The 19,062-nt window shown below is 51.6% G+C and carries 14 protein-coding genes; 10 read left to right on the top strand and 4 right to left on the bottom strand.

Translation table 11 applies throughout. The features are described from left to right. The first annotated feature begins 72 nt into the window (after positions 1-72). From KK062_RS08085 to KK062_RS08070, 4 genes are all read left to right on the top strand, one after another. Positions 73-4,044, top strand: a complete 3,972-nt coding sequence (locus KK062_RS08085; protein ID WP_254083767.1) for an ATP-binding protein — start codon at positions 73-75, stop codon at positions 4,042-4,044. 116 nt (positions 4,045-4,160) lie between these two features. Then, a complete protein-coding gene (locus KK062_RS08080) occupies positions 4,161-5,543 on the top strand; it encodes a glycosyltransferase (RefSeq protein ID WP_254083766.1) in 1,383 nt (460 codons plus the stop codon). Positions 5,544-6,005: 462 nt separating this feature from the next. Then, entirely contained in the window at positions 6,006-6,866 is an 861-nt protein-coding gene (locus KK062_RS08075; protein ID WP_254083765.1) for an SDR family oxidoreductase, read from the top strand. Between the two features lie 13 nt (positions 6,867-6,879). Beyond that, complete coding sequence (locus KK062_RS08070; RefSeq protein WP_254083764.1) at positions 6,880-8,574, top strand: alpha-amylase family protein; 1,695 nt, start codon at positions 6,880-6,882, stop codon at positions 8,572-8,574. A 64-nt stretch (positions 8,575-8,638) separates the two neighbouring features. On the opposite strand, the gene KK062_RS08065 is transcribed toward KK062_RS08070, so the two are convergent. Next, positions 8,639-9,019: a hypothetical protein gene (locus tag KK062_RS08065; RefSeq protein WP_254083763.1), complete on the bottom strand. Its 381-nt coding sequence runs from the start codon at positions 9,017-9,019 to the stop codon at positions 8,639-8,641. A gap of 134 nt (positions 9,020-9,153) precedes the next feature. Between KK062_RS08065 and KK062_RS08060 the strand changes: the two genes are divergently transcribed. Then, positions 9,154-9,741, top strand: coding sequence for a DUF4142 domain-containing protein (locus KK062_RS08060; protein ID WP_254083762.1), 588 nt, complete (start codon positions 9,154-9,156; stop codon positions 9,739-9,741). 4 nt (positions 9,742-9,745) lie between these two features. Here KK062_RS08060 and KK062_RS08055 read toward each other — a convergent pair whose 3' ends face one another. Then, a complete protein-coding gene (locus KK062_RS08055; protein ID WP_254083761.1) occupies positions 9,746-9,904 on the bottom strand; it encodes a hypothetical protein in 159 nt (52 codons plus the stop codon). Between the two features lie 145 nt (positions 9,905-10,049). On the opposite strand from KK062_RS08055, the gene KK062_RS08050 reads away from it, so the two are divergent. After that, positions 10,050-10,631: a DUF4142 domain-containing protein gene (locus KK062_RS08050; protein ID WP_254083760.1), complete on the top strand. Its 582-nt coding sequence runs from the start codon at positions 10,050-10,052 to the stop codon at positions 10,629-10,631. A gap of 85 nt (positions 10,632-10,716) precedes the next feature. Here the strand turns inward: KK062_RS08050 and KK062_RS08045 are convergent, their stop codons facing one another. Both KK062_RS08045 and KK062_RS08040 read right to left on the bottom strand, forming a co-directional pair. After that, on the bottom strand, positions 10,717-12,144 hold the full coding sequence (locus tag KK062_RS08045; protein WP_254083759.1) for a baeRF7 domain-containing protein: 1,428 nt from the start codon (positions 12,142-12,144) through the stop codon (positions 10,717-10,719). A gap of 86 nt (positions 12,145-12,230) precedes the next feature. Continuing rightward, a complete protein-coding gene (locus KK062_RS08040) occupies positions 12,231-13,742 on the bottom strand; it encodes an MFS transporter (protein WP_254083758.1) in 1,512 nt (503 codons plus the stop codon). 300 nt (positions 13,743-14,042) lie between these two features. Between KK062_RS08040 and KK062_RS08035 the strand changes: the two genes are divergently transcribed. The 4 genes from KK062_RS08035 to KK062_RS08020 all read left to right on the top strand — a co-directional run bounded on the left by KK062_RS08035 (position 14,043) and on the right by KK062_RS08020 (position 19,058). Next, complete coding sequence (locus tag KK062_RS08035) at positions 14,043-15,062, top strand: glycosyltransferase (protein ID WP_254083757.1); 1,020 nt, start codon at positions 14,043-14,045, stop codon at positions 15,060-15,062. Between the two features lie 68 nt (positions 15,063-15,130). Next, positions 15,131-17,011, top strand: coding sequence for a glycosyltransferase (locus tag KK062_RS08030; protein ID WP_254083756.1), 1,881 nt, complete (start codon positions 15,131-15,133; stop codon positions 17,009-17,011). Further along, the gene (locus KK062_RS08025; RefSeq protein ID WP_254083755.1) at positions 17,008-17,577 is read left to right on the top strand and encodes a D-glycero-alpha-D-manno-heptose-1,7-bisphosphate 7-phosphatase; all 570 of its coding nucleotides are present in this window, start codon (positions 17,008-17,010) and stop codon (positions 17,575-17,577) included. The genes KK062_RS08030 and KK062_RS08025 overlap by 4 nt, the downstream gene beginning before the upstream one ends. After that, positions 17,571-19,058 carry a PfkB family carbohydrate kinase gene (locus tag KK062_RS08020; RefSeq protein ID WP_254083754.1) on the top strand — a complete coding sequence of 496 codons (1,488 nt, stop codon included), beginning with the start codon at positions 17,571-17,573 and terminating at the stop codon, positions 19,056-19,058. Before KK062_RS08025 ends, KK062_RS08020 begins: the two co-directional genes overlap by 7 nt. The last annotated feature ends 4 nt before the right edge of the window (positions 19,059-19,062 follow it).

The following is a 19,062-nucleotide window of genomic DNA, read 5'->3' as shown; positions in this document are numbered from 1 at the left end:
AAAAAAGGAAACCCTCCTGCTTGTACTTGCTTGAAACTGTTCAGGATAAATTGAAATGAAGTGATTCACTCCATGGAGCCAACGACTTATGCCCCCCGTACACTGCATAACCAGTATACTTTATCGATTATTACCCCTGTTGAAACATTCACCTTGCAAGGGCCCTGGCACCTCGATCCCGAGGATGGACAACCGCTCAAGGAAGATCTGAACCGATTACCCATAAGCTTTGACTTACTGATTGCCCTGGACGGCATACACTACCTGGTACATCCCGACGATGTAATGGCCCTTCAGGATATTATGGTGCGGCTACGCAGCGGCAAAAGCTCCGACTATCATTGTCGCATCATTCATTCCTCCGGATATACCCGGATGCTGCATGGATTTGGAACGTTGCAATTACCACGACGCAAAATGGCGCGCGCGCTGCGGGAAAATCAGGAGCTCATGGAAACAGTACTTCATACCTCGCCTCTTCCCTTAATGACCTTGCGCAGTATACGGGACGAGCAAGGTACCATCATAGACTTTGAATATACTTTGGGCAACGCCGCGAGCGAAAAGCTGACGCACCGTGAGCTACCAGGTAAACGTATGTTACAGGAGTTTCCCTATACCCGGTCCATGGGCCTGTTCGATGACTTTATTAATACCGTGGAAACAGGTCTGCCGCTGGACCGCGAACATTTTTATAATGAAGAGGGATTCAATAACTGGTACCGGTGGATTGCCGTCAGACTGCACGACGGCGTGTGTGTAATGGTAGAAGACGTTACCTTTCGCCGCCAGTCGCTACAACAAAAGCACGAGCTCGAAACCATGGCGGCTGTGGAAACAGCACGCACCGCCTTCTTCAGCAACGTCAGTCATGAGTTCCGTACGCCCCTGACGTTGCTATTAAATCCGCTGGAAGAGATGTTGGAGCATGGTGGGCGCTTTACTACCGAGGATACGCGGAAGCTGCAAATGGCGCATCGCAATGCGCTGCGGTTACAGAAGCTGGTAAACACACTACTGGATCTGTCCCGCATCGAAGCGGGGCAAGTGGTGGCGGCGTATCGCCCTACCAACCTCTCACAATTCACTGCCGACATCGCGGCAACCTTCCAGCCCGCAATGGAAAAAGCGGGTCTGATGTTTACGATCGATATACCAACGGTCGACACGGCCTTTTATATCGACCACGATATGTGGGAGAAGATTGTTCTCAATCTTCTATCCAACGCTTTTAAGTTTACCCTCGAAGGTTCTGTTACTGTAACGATGCGGTTTACAAACGATACGGCCGTATTCGGCGTACATGATACAGGCCCCGGCATTGCGGCAGATGCCATTCCTCAAATCTTTGAACGCTTTGGCCGCATCGAGGGTATGCCTGCACGAATAGAAGAAAGTTCAGGTCTGGGCTTGGCGCTGGTGAAAGAAATGGTCGTGTTACATGGCGGTAGTATACACGTTGAAAGCACACCGGGTGAGGGTGCACACTTCTATATAACAATTCCGGCGGGCAAGGACCACCTCCCCCCCTACCGAATACAGGAGCGAGACGAGCGCGTCCCCCGCTCCCTCGCCGACACGGCTGCCCAGTGGCAACCTCAGGCTGAATTGCCGCAGGACTCCTCACCCATCGAAACAGACCAGAGCGATGCACGGAAGACGTCCAGACCCGTGGTACTGCTGGCGGAGGACCATCGCGATATGCGTACATATTTGACAGATCTGCTGAAACCGCACTATACAGTTTTAACGGCAGAAAACGGCATTCACGCATTATCCTTGCTACGGGAGGGTATGCTACCCGACCTGGTGTTGGCCGACGTGCTGATGCCCGGTCTGGATGGGCTTAAGCTGATGCAGACCATTCACGAAAGTCGGGAAGGCAGCCATATACCGGTCATCCTGCTCTCGGCCCATGCGTCTGAAAAGGCACGACTGGAAGGATTACAGCAAGGTGCCGACGACTATCTAATCAAACCTTTTTCGCCGCGCGAGTTGTTAGCCCGCGTCAAAACGCGCTTGGAATTGGCTCAGACCCGTACGCGATCGGAGCGACAGCTCAAGACCGTGAACCACCAGCTTGAACAACGCATCCTGGAGCGAAGCCGTGCTTTACAGGAAAGCTACGAGCTACTGAGCGGTATCTTTGAAGGCGTACAGGTAAATCTCAGCTTTCAAAAAGCGTTGCGCGACGGTCAGGGTACTGTAAAAGATTTCATCCTCAACATCATCAACCCAGCTTTTCTGAAGTCCACAGGCCTTACCGAGCAAGCCCGCGGCCGGCATTTATCGGTATTGTTCCCGGATATTCGCACGCACGAGCTCTGGCATCGCATGGAGGAAGTATTATATACCGGAAAGCCCCAACGCTTTGAAACACGCTATAGTTATAGTGGCGCCGAGTCGTGGCAGGATATATCGCTTGTCAAATTTGGCGATGGCGTGATTTCTTCTTCGCTGCCTATCACCGAACGCAAACGCGCAGAAGTGGCGCTGCGTCATCAAAAGGATCTGTACAAAAAAAGCCTCGATGCTATCCCACACCTGGTGTGGGTGTACGATCTCAAAACAGGCGCGACCGTGTTTAATGATCAATGGTACGGTTATACCGGACTGTCACCCGAGCAATGTGTCGACTTCGATCATCGTAATTCCGATGTCTTTCATCCCTCACAGAGCATCGAAATCCGCCACAAATGGTCGGATCACATCGCCGCAGGCAAAGCTTATTCAGGCGAGATGTTGGTGCGAAACGCGGCAGGTGAATACCGCTGGCATCTGGACATGACCTTGCCGGTGACCGACGAAGACGGTGCCGTGGATATGTGGATCGGCACACTCACCGACGTACACGAGCAATTTACCAGCGAGAAGAAGCTTAAAGAAACCAATGACCTGCTGCAGACGGTATTCGACACCTCCATCGCCTGCATCGAGGTGTTGGAGTGCGTGTATGACCACCGGTATGAGATCGTCGACTTCACCTGGAAATATTACAACCACCGCACAGGTCTGTTCTTACAACGTCAGGATTTGCTCGGCAAGCGCTTGCTGCAAGAATATCCGGTGGCATTAAAGAACGGTTTGTTCAATCGGTATATCAGTGTGGCCCGTACGGGCCGGCCGCTAGAGGTGGAGTTGGCTCCATTCCCCGGTACGAACACCTGGCTACACGTCATGATCTCCAAGCTTGACGATGGCGTGGTCGTGATCTACCACGACATCACCGCCCGCAAGCAGGCCGAGCTTCGTCTGACTGAAAATGAGCAGGAGCTTTTAGATCTCAATGCGATGCTGCTGCAAAAGAATAACAACCTGGAAACGTTGCACAAGGAGCTCAGCCATTTTGCGTTTGTCGCCAGCCATGACCTGCGCGAGCCGCTGCGCAAGATTCGTACGTTTGCCGACCTGCTGGTAGAACAGGAACAACACTTGTCCGACAAGGGCAAAGCCTGGGGACAGAAAATTATCGGTGCCGCCACACGCATGGATGCCCTGATCGACGGTGTGTTAGACTTCTCAAAAACCAGCACAAGCCAGTTCCATCAAAAACGTTTATGTAACATGTCCGAAATCTTAGAGGCCAGCCTGCTCGACATGGAAGAGAGCATTCGGACCACACAGGCGCAGATCGAGTACGACACGTTGCCGATGTTATATGGCAATGTCTTACAGCTTGGTCAGTTGTTCCAATGCCTCATTGGCAACGCACTGAAATTTCGTCGTACCGATGCCGCGCCCCGCATTTGTATTACCACAGACTTTGTTGAGACCGGCACGGTAGCACACGCTTCGGCGAAGCCCGGCCAGGCTTACTTTGCCGTAAACGTTGCCGACGAAGGCATTGGATTCGATCAGCAGTATGCCGACCAGCTGTTTAAAATTTTCCAACGACTACACCAATCGCCCGCATACGACGGCACGGGTATAGGACTGGCTATTTGCCGGAAGATCATGGAGAATCACGATGGATTTATCACCGCCCGCGGAATAGAAGGACAAGGAGCTACATTCACATGTTACTTTCCCCACAAAAATGAGTAACTTCAACCACAGGCAGGTACAGCACGGCGCGACGTGGCCTTAATTTTGATTTATACTTGTGCGCTATTTAGCGGATTTCGTCCAATAATCAATAAAACACACAGAGGCAAAAAATTATGAAGGTGCTGATGTTCGGGTGGGAATTTCCTCCACACATCTCCGGCGGATTGGGTACGGCATGCTACGGCCTTACGACATCGTTAAAAAAGGAAAAGACCGATATCCTGTTCGTTGTGCCAAAAACATTTGGCGACGAGCCTGACAAGGCGGTTGAATTAGTAAGCGCCAGCGAGGTCGACGTGCCCTTGCGCCGCGACCAAAAGTTGATCGTACAGTCCTCCCGTATCCGGGAGATTATTAACGTTCGCCATGAAGAAGGTATCACAACGTTTGAGGTGCCCTCCACGCTGTCGCCCTATGGTATGACACAGGCCGCGGAGCAAGCGCGTGGGATCGAACACTGGAGTTATCCGGTATATGAACCCGGTACCACGTTGGAAATTGAGCAAACCGAGGTGACCGTGCCGGGCGCAGAGGAACGCACACGGTACGCGTTCAAAGGTGGTTACGGTGACCAGCTGTTGCTGGAGGTATCACGCTATGGCGAGGTGGCCGGCATCATCGGCCAACGCCAGGACTTTGACGTGATCCATGTGCACGACTGGATGACGATACCGGCCGGACTGGCGGCACAGGCCGCGAGCCACAAACCGTTAGTCGTACACATTCATGCAACCGAGTTTGATCGGGCGGGCGGCACCGGACATCCTGGTGTACATGCCCTGGAAAAAGAAGGTATGGAGAAGGCCGACCATGTGGTCGCGGTAAGCCAGTGGACAAAAGATATAATCATCGCGAAGTACGGCATTCCTGCCGGCAAGATCTCCGTGGTACACAACGGCATTATTGCTGAAACCCATGATCGCAATGGCGTGTGGCACCCGATGCAAGGACAAGTCATCACATTTCTCGGAAGAATAACGCACCAGAAAGGGCCCCTCTATTTTGTCGAAGCGGCCCGCAAAGTGCACCAGCATTTCCCCGATGCGCATTTTGTCATGGCCGGCTCCGGCGATATGTTACCCGCCGTGATCGAGCGTGTCGCCAGCCTACGCATGTCGTCGCACTTCCACTATACCGGATTTCTCAAGAAACAGGAAATCAACAAAGTCCTGGCCCTCACAGACATTTACGTGATGCCGTCTGTCTCCGAGCCTTTCGGCATTACACCATTGGAAGCCATCCAGGCCGGTGTGCCGGTAATCATCTCGAAGCAGTCGGGTGTAGCCGAGGTACTGGACAGCGCTATTAAAGTAGACTTCTGGGACGTGGACGCACTGGCGAACGCGATGGCCACAATCTTAAAATACAAGAGCCTTTCTTCTACCCTCAAGAAAAACAGCCAGGCGGAGGTTCAGACGATCACCTGGGACAAAACGGCTCATCGGGTGAACGAAATTTATGCACAGGTGTGCCATCCCAGTATCGCTGTTGTCTAATCATTAACCCTATAAAATACAAGCGACACGCAGGGCGCTATGCCCGCGTGTCGCGGTATATAATCGTTTACCCATCCTGTTTCCGATAGAATAGCCTTTAGTGCAGAACTACCAATAACGATGCAGCCAGAGCCGAAATGAGGGTTACAACGCCAATATGTTTCCAGGTTGGCAGGATCGGAGCTTTTATGGAAGTTTTCATAGTAGTATAGTTTATAAGTGTCTCTCTCAAAATACTGTTCCATCACGGTATAGGTCTTTCTACCAGGAGGGTTGAGCCGTCGATAATTTCCGTCGAATGCCTATCCTGACAGTATAGCGGTTCCATTTCTGACACGCTTGTAGAGAAATAGCTACTATAACTGATCGTGGGGTACAAGCGGGTACCCAATCAATTCGTGTCTACTGTGGCCGGCAAGTGGTATACCTTTTTCTCTAAACGTCCCAAAGCCCATCATTATTATGCAAAAACAAGGAGAAGAAAAACCGTTACGCGAGCCGCAGAGCCAGCCACGCCCAGGCGATCAATCGCGCATGTCCCCGAACCCCAAAACGGAGGGTAGTCAACCCGGTTCTGGTAAATTGGCGGGGAAAGTTGCGCTGATTACCGGCGGCGACAGTGGCATCGGCCGTGCGGTGGCGGTACTTTTTGCTAAAGAAGGCGCCGATGTGGCGATTGCCTACCTCAGCGAACATGGCGACGCTGAGGAAACCAGGCGGTTAGTGGAAGAATATGGGGAATGCATTACGATCCCCGGCGACCTGGGCAACGAAAAGCATTGCCAGCAAGTGGTACAAGAAACGATGAATCGCTTTGGCAAATTAGACATCCTGGTAAACAACGCGGCCCTGCATTGGGAGTGCGAGAAGCTCGAAGACATTTCTGCTGACCAGCTGGTAAAGACCTTCACGACAAATGTGTTTCCTTATTTTTGGGTAACACAGGCGGCGCTGCCTTTCCTGCCCGAAGGTGGCAGCATCATTAATACTACCTCCGTGACAGCCTATCGCGGCAGCGATAAACTAATCGACTACGCCGCTACGAAAGGGGCGATAGTAAGCTTTACACGCAGTCTTGCCTCCAACGTGGTGAAGCGTAAAATACGCGTGAACGGTGTCGCTCCGGGACCGATTTGGACGCCGCTCATCGCATCGTCTTTTGACCCTGAGAAGGTATCGCAGTTTGGAAGCGATGTGCCCATGGGCAGAGCCGGCGAGCCGGCGGAAGTAGCTCCTTGCTATTTATTCCTGGCCAGTGAAGATGCCTCCTATATGACGGGGCAGATTCTACATCCCAATGGAGGTGAAATTGTTAATGGCTAATCGCGATAATCTTATGCGCTTCTATCGCCAACGTTATCTTGCCTGCCTGGCGTGCCTTTGGCTGACATGGCTAATCTCCCCGGTATGCGCTCAACCCACCCCGGAATATGTTTGGTATCGCAACGCCATTGTCTATGCACTGGACGTTGACACTTTCAAAGACAGCAATGGCGATGGCATGGGAGATTTTAACGGCGTGATTCAACAACTGGATTACCTCCAGGGATTGGGTGTGACTGTTCTATGGCTTTCTCCGTTCCAGCCCACCCCCGATCGCGACGATGGCTATGACATTACCAACTACTATGGCGTCGACCCAAGACTCGGCAGCGCCGGCGATTTTGCCGAATTCATGTTCCAGGCCCGGCAGCGTGGTATACGGGTGATCATGGACCTGGTGATCAACCACACCTCCGATGAACACCCCTGGTTCAAATCTGCCCGTCAACGTGAGCGTTCACCGTATCGGAGCTGGTACGTGTGGCGCGACAAACGCCCCGCCGATGCGGACAAAGGCATGGTGTTTCCCGGCGTGCAAAAGGAAACATGGACACTGGACTCTGTATCACGCACCTATTACTACCACCGCTTTTATGACTTCCAACCGGACTTAAATTATAGCAACCCGCTGGTAGAAGCCGAAAGCAAACGCGTTATAGGCTACTGGCTGAATCAGGGTTTTTCAGGATTCCGTCTGGACGCCGTGCCGTTCATTATCGAAGTGGATGGAAAAAATGTAGAGCAACCAGACCATCGGTTTAATCAGCTGATGGCACTTCGCCGGCATGTGCAACTGCACGGCCATGAAGCAATCTTACTGGGAGAAGCGAATGTCGCGCCCGACGAAAATAAAGACTACTTCGGCAAGGACGGCAACGGAATGCAAATGATGTTCAACTTCTTTGTAAATCAGCACCTCTTTTACGCGCTGGCCACGGGTGAGCTGGAGCCGCTTGTACGCGCAATGGAGCAAACACGCGATATTCCTGAAGGCGCGCAATGGGCAAATTTCCTGCGCAACCACGACGAAATCGACCTGGGCCGTCTTACAACTGCACAACGCGAAAAAATCTATACTGCCATGGGGCCGGACAAAAACATGCAGCTCTACGACCGGGGTATACGCCGGCGACTGGCGCCTATGTTGGGAAACAATCAGCAACGACTTGCGATGGCGTACAGTTTATTGTTTGCTCTTCCCGGCACACCGGTCATACGCTACGGCGAAGAGATTGGCATGGGCGACAACCTACAATTAAAAGAGCGCCTGTCTGTGCGAACCCCGATGCAATGGACGGACGAAGCTTATGCAGGCTTTAGCACCACCAAACCGTTCCGCCCGGTGATCGACGCGGGTGAATATGATTATCGCAAAGTCAATGTGGAGGCACAACGCGCCGACCCGGCATCACTATTAACGTTGATAACGACGTTGATCCAACTTCGCAAAGAACATCCGGCCATCGGCCTTGGAAAGTGGATAATGCCCGAACACAAAGCTCCGGGCCTCCTGATGACCCAATTCACCGACGACAGTGAAACCATTCTCACCGTCCACAACTTCGCTGGCGGACAGGCTACAACGGAGTTGGCGTGTCAGGGGAAATTTCTCATCGACCTCTTTTCAGGGCAGCGCTTGCCCGTCAAAAATGGCAAAGTTCAGCTGACCGTTAAAGGTTACGGCCATCACTGGTTTCAAGTGCGATAAAGGGTGTGGATTAATGGGAAGCGCTATCTGGCGGTCTTTTTTTGACACTTACTATCCGTTGGTCTTAATTTTTAACACTTTCGATTTGTTGAACACACTGGAGATAGTATTCGCGTGCCTTCTTCAACACCGCCGCATTTTCATAGTCTTCCAGCTCCAGTGCTTTTTTGATAGCGGTCTCGTAAAACTGTTCGTCGGTAATGGTGTAGCCAATGATGCGTTCGGAGGCACCGTAGGCTTCAAGAATGATATCCTGGTGATATAACAACTGGTTGATATAACGCAACTCCGGCAAAACATCCCGCAACGCGGAAAGGCCGTCGATAGAATGTACCACCGACTGAATATATACGGGAGCCTTCAGGTTCGTCAGGAGCACGGCAATTTGTTTGATGAATTCATGCTGACAGGCCCGCTCACTGGATTGTTGCGAATCATCGTTCATATCATTAACATTTTGATATAAAACTATAAAACTATACCCGAGAAATGCGCTGCCTATTGCATGTTCCACCATCGATACCAGTGAAAGCAACCACGGTATACTTTTTTATGAATAAATAGTAGATAACCAGGATTATGAAAACTACACATCTGCCTGCGGTTGCGCTCATGGGTCTATTGCTGGCCAGCGCATGTATGGACGACGACAGCAATGTAACCTCGATGGATCGTCATTTTGTAAAGGAAAGCACCTACACCAGTCGCGCCACAGCCCTTCTTGGCTCCGTGGCGATGCTACGTGCTGAGTATGCTGAGATACAGAATTTTGGGGAAAGCATGATAACAGAGTATGAAAATGCTTTAACGGACCTGGAAGCGGTAGCCGATGAAGTCGATGTCGTGCCGCCCGATGGCTACGCAGAAAGTTTTGAAGCCGCGAAGGACCGCCTGAACCAACTGGGCGGATACGAGTTTGATACAGCGTATATTCATCACCAGGTAAAAATGCACCAGGAAGCGGCCGCGCTGTTTGAACGCGAGATCGTTGAAGGCAACGATATTAAAATACGCGACTACGCCGTGAAATATCTCGCACGGGTAAGGAAGAACTTGCGTCGCGCCGACAGCCTGTCCATTGTCATGCAGTCTGACCCGGTGGGGGCCATGGGATCAGAAACGACACCCGGACGAAAACGCCGGATGCCGATCGCACAGAATGACTGAGGTCTTATGGCTTTTGTGTTTTAGGATCGATCATCACACCTGTTCTTTTCTTCCGTTCAAACTCTTCATCGCGCTTGTTCGCAGGTGCCGCTTTAGGATCTGCCTCCACTTTCGATTTTTCTACCGGGTTTATCGGGGCGGTATGTTTTGTCGTATTTTTCATGGCGTATGATTTTGATTATTATCGTCAAAAGATAAAAAACGATGCCCGTTGTATATAGAACAGGCAGGCGCCACGCACACTTCCAGCAGGCACAATATTTTTATTGCTTCTCATTCATTTACATAACATTAAAAAACAACCTGCTATGAAAAAGAACATGTATCTGGCCGCAACGTTTCTGCTTGCCACCTCGCTGATGTTTTCTTGTGGCCGTAAGGCTGAGACAGAAACCGACAGCAAGGAAATTGCCGAAGAACAAAACGAAGCAAAACACGAAGACTCCAACATTGAAAAAGACACCGAGTTTGCCATGAACGCAGCCGATGCCGGCCTCCTGGAAGTACGTCTTGGTGAACTGGCCCAAACAAACGCTGCCTCTCAACAAGTAAAAGAGTTTGGCCAAATGATGGTCACCGATCACAGCAAAGCGAACGATGAATTGAAGTCGCTGGCGGCCCAAAAGAACATCAGCCTTCCGGGCGCACTGAGCGAAAAATGCCAAAAGAAATATGATGAGCTGGCAGAAAAGAAAGGTGCCGACTTCGACAAAGCTTTTATGAAAGGCATGGTCGACGACCACGAAGAGGTTGTAAAGTCGTTTAAGAAAGAAGCCGAAGATGGCAACGACCCTGAGATTAAAGCTTGGGCATCGGGCAAAGTCGCTGCCCTCGAGCATCACCTGGAGTCAGCTAAAACAACACGCGACGCTGTTGAAAAGAGCAAGTAATGGTATTGTCTGATTTCCTCCATAAAAAAGCCCCCGCTATACGCAGGGGCTTTTTATTATTCTATATACTAATCGTCGCCGCAGTTTAATACCGCATAATAGCCGCTAACGAAGCATCCACGGGCATGGCTGCGGGTTCGAGCTCATGCACTTCCCCACCATTCTGAATGGTTTTAACAATCGCTTTTTCATAAAGCGACTCGTCTCCCTCCTGTCGCGCGTCGTGCAAGTCAAGCTCATTGGACTGTGCATTAAAAGTACCCCACAGCTGATCTCCCTTCCGCACGAGCAGCGTCGACACTCTTCCATAGTAGGCCGCCGGAACAATGTCCGCGGCTATTGAAGAGGTCAACTGCGTAGCCGATTTGTTGCCATATTCCTCGCACGCCTTTTCCGCACGTTCTCTAAAATAAGGCTGCATAGCCTCACGTGCCATCGCATATAGCGCATTGGCATCCGTGTATTCGAAGTTGCCGGTCAAAGATTCCGGCCATAGATTGTTGTATTGTGTTTTTTGTCGGAAAATTGAGGTAAGGTACTCGACCCCAGCCAGCAACACAGGACAATTTTCCCGGCCCAGAACTTCTTTCCAAAGCGTCTCGTCTACCTCATCCAGGTATATGGCGATATTCTGTTTATCGTCGGGAACGCCGGCGCCCATACCGTGGTAGTTTGCGCCTTTACCGGCGCCGCTACTGCCTGTGCGGAACAGGTTCTTGTCATCCTTCTCCTCGAAATGGATAACATCGTCCATGCCATTAGGCATTTCGGGGATGTCGATCGGCATCATACCAAAGGCATCGGCTTTGAATACCTGCACCTTCTTTTTACTAAGCACCACGAGGTAAAAGCGCTCTTTAGAAAGGATTAAGGGTGTCAGGGGCGCCATGTAAAACGATGCATTCACATGCACATCCTGCCCCGGCGTGAAGGGAAGTCGGCAATACTGCGCAAAGCCGTCCGCCAGGAAGACCGCCAGACCCCGCGACTGATTGCGCCAGAACTGATCCTCTTTGAGGAGTTGTTGCGCCGGCTTCAAGATGCGCTGAATTTCTTCGATGTCCACGTTTTGGTCTTTCAGTTCCGCCGTAGCGCGCTGTAGCGCATTCTTGAACACGATGGTATCCACCTGCTCGTTCACCTCTACACCAGAAGCGTGCGTGGGAATAAAAACACTAACACAATGTTTGAACTGCTGGTTTGCCAGCGTATTAAAGTCTTCACCCGTCCGAATTTGCACTTCCTCCATACGGGCGGCCTGTACGCCGGGTTGGGGCTGTTGTGCACCAGAATTTGGAGGTGGCACATCGTTCTTCTGCGTACGGACCTCCCGTTTGTTTACATTTCGGTTTGGATGCCGGATAATGGCGTTACTGAGAAGCTTGTCATCGTTCTCTGCATATTGTACTACATCTTCGATCATTTCGTTACTTGCGACACCTTGTCCATCACCGGACGGGCGTCCCTTCGGAGGATGATAGCTACCCTCACGGTCTTTTCCTGTTTTAGCCATAATCTGTAAAGTTTAATAGTATGTGATCTTTATGTTACGGGCGAAAAAACTATACCCATGTCCGCCGAAGAGGCTGGACACGGTCGCTATTTTGCCGTTGACACCGAAGGGTGATGACGCGCCCGCGACCGACGACGTCTTACCCGCTTTTTCAAGGCCGCCCACAGTTGTCCAGGCAAGGTGATCATTGTGCCGATTAAAAATTGATCTTTCAAATTATTCCGAATGTCACTGCGCATAATACGCACCACTTGGTCTTTATCGACCTCCCCTGTTTCTTTTACCTGTAGCAACAGCTCCACGGCAATGAACGCAAAGAATGCAGCGATGAGAAACAAAAAATTCCATTCATGCAATAAAACAAGACGAAAGAGTTTGTTCAAATGGGGACCGCTCCAGGTCGCAATGACAATCAGCGACCGCTGTGTAAAATAGTCCGCAAGCGCACCACCGACCACCGGAGCAACGGAAGAAAATACCGATGTTACAATATTGCGGGTAGTAAGGTACACAATAGCACCGTCGGAGGGTGAGAGCTTTAAACCAATGTTGGTCAGCGAAAGATTGATACCCGCGTTCGCAACGCCCGTAACAATGTGGATTGCGGCAAGCAACACCAGGTTGGCGCTCTCGCGCGTGTAGATGCCGACAAAGCACCACGCAATGAGACAAACAATATACAATGGCGCGCCAATAGCAATAATCGTTTTATTACTGTACCGATCGGAATATCTCCCCCACGCGCGAATCGTCAATATATTCGCAATCTGACTGATGACGGTTAAAACTATGACATATGACAAAGGTATGCCCAGTGTCTTCAGCATGAAGACGGTAAAAAACGGCGTCGCAATATTAATGGCAAATACCCAGGCAGAGTTAAAGATCAGCAGCTTCCGGAAATTCCGATCCTGCAGTGGTTTCCGGATCATGCGAAGAATGTTCTCCTTGTTAAGATACGACTGCGGTTCCTGCACTTGTGCCAGCACCAGCGTACCTAGTAATCCTACGATCCCCGCCCCGATGAACATATACGCATAGGTCTCGACCTCTGATCCGGGATATTGACGCTTCACATAATCCAACAACAAGGCTAATGCGACACTTAACACAACATTAAGCGTTTGCGTATAGCTACCGCGTCTAGAGAAGTAGCTGCCTAACGAATCCGACGGCACCATATCTTTAATCCATGCATTCCAACTGGGGCCTGCAACGGACCCAAAAAGGTAATAGAAGAAGAGCAGGAATATAAGTGATGACACGAAGTTGTCCGCAGAAACTAAAAATGGCAATATACCAACGATAACTAATGGCACACGCGCAAAGAACCCGCACGCTACTGCTACCGCACGTCGGTTGTTAAACTTCCGCACGAGCCAAATAGATAATAACTGGAAGAGATTGGTGAATGTTGGTAAAGATGCCAACACGCCAATCTGTGTATTCGTCGCGCCCATCAACAATGCCAGCGAAACCAGAAAAGCGCCGCCTGTCAGCGTCACCATGGCTTCGGCCGCCAGGCCTTCCACGATCATCAGTCGTAAGCCGGTCTTTATTTCGTCAGCGGTTAAATTTTTTTTCGGAGTCAGCTTCATATATAGTTATAGTCAGGGATTTCATGGATAGCCCGGATGTATATAATCAAAAAAAAAGCAAAAACCGGGCGAAAATATCATGCCACCCATGGTTACAGTATACACTACGTTGTTGTCATCGGCAGATCGTCAAAAAGTATACTCTGTTTGCATGCGCCATCACTTCTGGGGAGAGATTCGTCCACACTGATCTTGCTGCTTGAACAATTGTCCAATTGCTGCCATTAAAGAGACGCTTCTTTGCCTCAAAGAACGTTGGCAATATTATTTCGCTCGGCAGAACGAATAACCTCTGCCTTTATGACGCAAGAAAGACGCATACGAATTTTCACCTGGCACATCCACGGCAGCTATCTTTACTACCTCTCCAGGTGCAACGTCGAGCTCTACATTCCATTCGACGCACGACGTTCCGACCGTTACATCGGGCTTGGCACGACATTCCCATTTGGGGAGAATGTGAAGGAGATTGCCGCAGAAGAAGTGAGGAACGCTTCCTTCGACTGTGTTATATTTCAGTCCCCGGAAAACTACCGGGAAGATCAACACCGAATTCTGTCAGAGCAGCAACGCAAGCTGCCTCGCCTCTATCTGGAGCACAACCCTCCCCAGGAAAATCCGGTATTCAATCATCACTTTGTGCGTGACCCGGAAGTGACAATCGTTCATGTCACCCATTTTAACAATCTGATGTGGGATAACAACGGTGTTCCTTCTGTCGTCATCGATCACGGAATTCCTGCACCCGCCACAACGTACACGGGAGAGCTTTCACGCGGCATTGTGGTGATCAATAATCTTTCACAACGAGGCCGACGCCTGGGCAGTGATATCTTCGAGGCCGTACGCAAACATGTGCCAATAGACCTGGTAGGCATGGGCACAGAAAACATGGGCGGACTCGGCGAAGTACTTCATCCCGAGCTGCCCGAGTTCCTGAAACGATATCGATTCTTTTTTAACCCGATTCGTTATACCAGCCTGGGCCTCGCCGTGCTCGAGGCAATGATGATAGGCCTGCCGGTAGTAGGTCTCGCCACAACAGAGATGGCAACAGTCTTTTCAAATGGCCATTCCGGTTGGATTCATACGGACGTTGACTACCTCGTCGATCGCATGCAGGAATTGCTTAACGACCGGGAGGCGGCTGCCCGCATGGGCCTGGCAGGAAGACAAATTGCCCACGAACGTTTTTCCATTGAACGCTTCGCCCGAGACTGGGACCAACTGCTTCATCGTATTGTAAGCGAAGCGGCCGCGCGAGAAAGAACACCCGTCGAACAACAAGCGGACGCCAGCGTACCCGAACCTGCTGGCTAATAGTGTGCTGTCAATCTGCACAAGAGCGTCGCCATTCAACCAAATGTCTTAACTAAAATGACCCCGATATGAAACGAAAAATAGCGTTTATCAGTGAACACGCATCGCCACTCGCAACCCTCGGCGGTGTGGACAGCGGCGGACAAAATGTATACGTTGGTGAGCTTGCCCGTCAACTGGCCGACATCGGCTATGCCGTGGACATCTTCACCCGTTGGGATAATCCCAACCTGCCACACGTTATCTCCTGGCTAACGGACGTCCGCGTTATACACATAGAAGCTGGTCCCACAGAATTTGTCGAAAAAGAACGGCTGTTTGCCTATATGCCCGAGTTCGCGCGCAACATGATCAGCTTTATGATTCAGGAAGAAACGCCGTACGATCTCGTCCATGCAAACTTCTGGATGTCCGGTTGGGTAGCGATGGAGGTTAAAAAGACGCTGTCTGTTCCTTTTGTCATAACCTTTCACGCGTTGGGCGCTATTCGAAAAATTCATCAGGGCGAACAAGACAAGTTTCCGGCCGAGCGTATCGACGTAGAGCGTCTCATTGTACAAGAGGCGGATCAGGTACTAGCCGAGTGTCCGCAGGATGTAGACGATCTGATGCAGCATTACGATGCATCGCGCGACAAGATTACGTTAGTACCCTGCGGTTTCAACCCCAACGAATTTTATCCGCTCGATCGGTTGCTGGCGCGCATGGTCCTGAACCTTCCCGCACAAGACCACATCATACTTCAACTGGGACGCATGGTTCCGCGCAAGGGCGTCGACAATGTCGTGCGCGCGCTGGGCCGCATGAACAGCACAAGCACCACGGTGCGACTGATCGTTGTAGGCGGTGAAAGCGACGACATTACCACGGAGTGTAACCCGGAAATTGCACGACTGCAAGGCATTGCCGCCGAAGCTGGAGTGTCTGACCGCGTCATCTTTGCCGGACGCAAGAACCGCGACATGCTGAAATATTATTACGCCGCAGCGGATGTCTTTATTACAACACCCTGGTATGAGCCCTTCGGCATCACACCCCTGGAAGCTATGGCCTGTGGCACACCCGTAATTGGCGCTAACGTGGGGGGTATCAAGTATAGTGTTGTCGACGGAAAGACCGGCTACCTCGTGCCGCCACAAGATCCGGATGCCCTGGCGGCGCGACTCGAAACACTGTTGAGCAGTCCTGCATTACTCGAAGAGATGAAGAAGAACGCCATTTTACGCGTGAACACATTCTTCACCTGGTCGCGTGTGGCGGCATTGGCAGGCAAGCTGTATGAACGTGTGCTACAGTCGTATCAGCCCCGCGAGCTCCAGCATAAGCGTGCGCTTGATCTTGTTGAACACGCATTCGATCAGGCACGTGAAGTTTTTATGCAAAGTAAGCAAGTGCTCAGTGGCCCGATACTCGAAGCCGCCGAGATGATTACCGAAGCATTTCGACAAAACAAGAAGGTCCTGATCTGCGGTAATGGTGGCAGTGCAGCCGAGAGTCAGCACCTGGCCGCAGAGCTTGTAGGCCGCTTCGAGCTGTCGTCCCGAAAAGCACTGCCCGCCATCGCCCTGACAGCCGACAGCAGTATTCTAACGGCCTGGTCTAACGATTTTGGCTATGAGCAGGTATTTGCCCGCCAGGTAGAAGCCATCGGTCATGCAGGCGATATCCTGTTTTGTTTCACGACAAGCGGACAGTCCGCTAACATTACCGAAGCATTAAAAACTGCCCTGCATAAAAATATGACGTGCATTACCCTGACGGGAAAAGACGGCGGCGAAGCAGCGCAATATGCGCATGTCAATATACAGGTGCCGTCATACAGTACACCCCGCATTCAGGAAATGCATCTGCATATCCTGCATACGCTGTGTACACTGATCGAAACACATCTCTTTGCACGTCGCAAACGCGAGTCTGTGCCCGCAGCGGTTTTGTCTGATACCTTATGAAACAAAGAGCCGTATTTCTGGACAAAGACGGAACGCTGATCCCCGACATTCCGTACAATGCCGACCCCGCCCGCATCACCCTCTCTCCAGGTGCGGGCGAAGGGTTGCGCATGTTAAAAGATCACGGCTATCGCCTGTTTGTCATCTCCAACCAGGCAGGTGTTGCCCATGGATATTTTACATTCGACGCATTGAGAGGCATAGCAGAAAAGATTCAACAGATCTTGCAGGAGCACGGAGTATCCATCGACGCCTTTTTCTTTTGCCCGCATCATCCGCAAGGCTCCGTGGTACCCTATAATTGCCGCTGCACTTGCCGTAAACCGGAACCAGGCCTGATCCTGCAAGCAGCACTGGAATACGATATTGTCCTGGGAGACTCCTGGATGATTGGCGACATCCTGCACGACGTCGAGGCCGGCAACAAGGCAGGCTGCCGGACAATACTATTGGACAACGGCAACGAAACGGAATGGATACCGGGACCATACCGGCTGCCTACCCGCACGACGGATACCCTACCCGATGCTGTATCACTCATTCTTAATCATGTATACGCATGTTGACCCACGATACCTACGCCTCCATTATCAATACCTACTCCACACGCAAGGTGCTTGTCATCGGGGATTTTATATTGGATGTTTATCTTCATGGCACCTCCCGCCGGCTTTCGCCGGAAGCACCGGTGCCGATCGTTGACATTGCCCGGAAAGCAACGTATCCCGGTGGCGCCGGCAATACAGCCTGCAATCTGGCCATGCTGGGCGCTGCCGTGACCTTGTGCACGGTAGTCGGTGAAGACGACGACGGCCGGCACGCGCGAACACTGCTGCAAGACCTCGGCATTGCCACAGACGGGGTACTGCAAACTTCCCAGCGCCACACCATTATCAAGACGCGGGTTGTATGCGACCGTCATACAATAACCCGATTTGACAGCGGAACGGAAACACCGATCGATGCCGTGACGGAGTGGACGTTGATCCGCTATTTATCCCGTAACATCCGCAAGTTCGATGCCGTGATCGTCTCGGACTATGACAAGGGCGTTTGTACACCCCGCGTACTGGAAACGCTGTTGAGCCTTCGAAATCATTGTCCCTATATAGCCGTAGACAGTAAGCGACTTGCATTCTTCCGCGCGTTGCATCCCGACTTGGTGAAACCCAACTATGAAGAAGCGCTTGCGTTGACACAGGAGCGATACCAGCCCGACGACCGGCACGAGCACGTACAGCGCATGGGGGCGAGCTTGTACGACGCTACCCAGGCGGCACTGATCGCCGTCACATTGGATAAAGCGGGCTCCGTCGTGCTGCAAGCAGGCAAGCCTGTGCACTACGAAAAAGCGCCCACGGTAACAACACCCTTCGTCGCCGGTGCCGGCGATACCTACGTCGGTGCTTTTCTCTTGTCTGCACTGGCCGGCGCAACGCCTGCGGCATGCGCCACGCTGGCCACATCGGCAGCAACGGTAGCGGTGGATAAAGAAAATACCGGCGCCTGCACCTGCCATGAGCTTTTGCAGTATATGAACGGTCACCAGAAATACATCGGCTCGCAGCCGGCGCTTGCCGCACTGTGCGACCACTACCGTGCCGCGGGCAAACAGGTAGTATTCACCAACGGCTGCTTCGACATTTTGCACAGCGGCCACGTGGCATACCTGGAAGCCGCCCGTGCGCTGGGCGATGTGCTGATCGTGGGTGTTAATACAGATGATAGTATACGGCGGCTGAAAGGAAAAAGTCGCCCGGTGAATGGCTTAGGAGACCGGATTCATGTACTCGCCGGATTGCATGCCGTAGATCACCTCGTTGCCTTTGGCGATGATGGAGACGACACCCCGGCAACGTTGATTGGCCTGGCATGTCCCGACGTGTTTGTCAAAGGCGAAGATTATGCCGGCAAAGAGCTGCCGGAAGCAGAAGCGTTGATTACAGCCGGCAGCAAAATCATCTTTCTTCCGCTCACGCCAAATCGATCTACCACGGCCATTATTGAAAAGATCCACGGATCGACACGTGCGCTACCTGTAAATTAAAATT

This window comes from Dawidia cretensis (genome assembly GCF_018598175.1).
GTDB lineage: Bacteria > Bacteroidota > Bacteroidia > Cytophagales > Cyclobacteriaceae > Ohtaekwangia > Ohtaekwangia cretensis.
Note: the sequence above shows the minus strand (reverse complement) of the source record. Positions and strands in the feature narration are given on the sequence as shown.

What these genes read in the sequence shown, in the direction of transcription:
- KK062_RS08070 (WP_254083764.1), top strand. Translation starts at nt 6,880, where the DNA reads ATGCGCTTCTATCGCCAACGTTATCTTGCCTGCCTGGCGTGCCTTTGG.
- KK062_RS08050 (WP_254083760.1), top strand. Translation starts at nt 10,050, where the DNA reads ATGAAAAAGAACATGTATCTGGCCGCAACGTTTCTGCTTGCCACCTCG.
- KK062_RS08080 (WP_254083766.1), top strand. Translation starts at nt 4,161, where the DNA reads ATGAAGGTGCTGATGTTCGGGTGGGAATTTCCTCCACACATCTCCGGC.
- KK062_RS08075 (WP_254083765.1), top strand. Translation starts at nt 6,006, where the DNA reads ATGCAAAAACAAGGAGAAGAAAAACCGTTACGCGAGCCGCAGAGCCAG.
- KK062_RS08025 (WP_254083755.1), top strand. Translation starts at nt 17,008, where the DNA reads ATGAAACAAAGAGCCGTATTTCTGGACAAAGACGGAACGCTGATCCCC.
- KK062_RS08045 (WP_254083759.1), bottom strand. Translation starts at nt 12,144, where the DNA reads ATGGCTAAAACAGGAAAAGACCGTGAGGGTAGCTATCATCCTCCGAAG.
- KK062_RS08055 (WP_254083761.1), bottom strand. Translation starts at nt 9,904, where the DNA reads ATGAAAAATACGACAAAACATACCGCCCCGATAAACCCGGTAGAAAAA.
- KK062_RS08040 (WP_254083758.1), bottom strand. Translation starts at nt 13,742, where the DNA reads ATGAAGCTGACTCCGAAAAAAAATTTAACCGCTGACGAAATAAAGACC.
- KK062_RS08020 (WP_254083754.1), top strand. Translation starts at nt 17,571, where the DNA reads ATGTTGACCCACGATACCTACGCCTCCATTATCAATACCTACTCCACA.
- KK062_RS08060 (WP_254083762.1), top strand. Translation starts at nt 9,154, where the DNA reads ATGAAAACTACACATCTGCCTGCGGTTGCGCTCATGGGTCTATTGCTG.
- KK062_RS08065 (WP_254083763.1), bottom strand. Translation starts at nt 9,019, where the DNA reads ATGAACGATGATTCGCAACAATCCAGTGAGCGGGCCTGTCAGCATGAA.
- KK062_RS08085 (WP_254083767.1), top strand. Translation starts at nt 73, where the DNA reads ATGGAGCCAACGACTTATGCCCCCCGTACACTGCATAACCAGTATACT.
- KK062_RS08035 (WP_254083757.1), top strand. Translation starts at nt 14,043, where the DNA reads ATGACGCAAGAAAGACGCATACGAATTTTCACCTGGCACATCCACGGC.
- KK062_RS08030 (WP_254083756.1), top strand. Translation starts at nt 15,131, where the DNA reads ATGAAACGAAAAATAGCGTTTATCAGTGAACACGCATCGCCACTCGCA.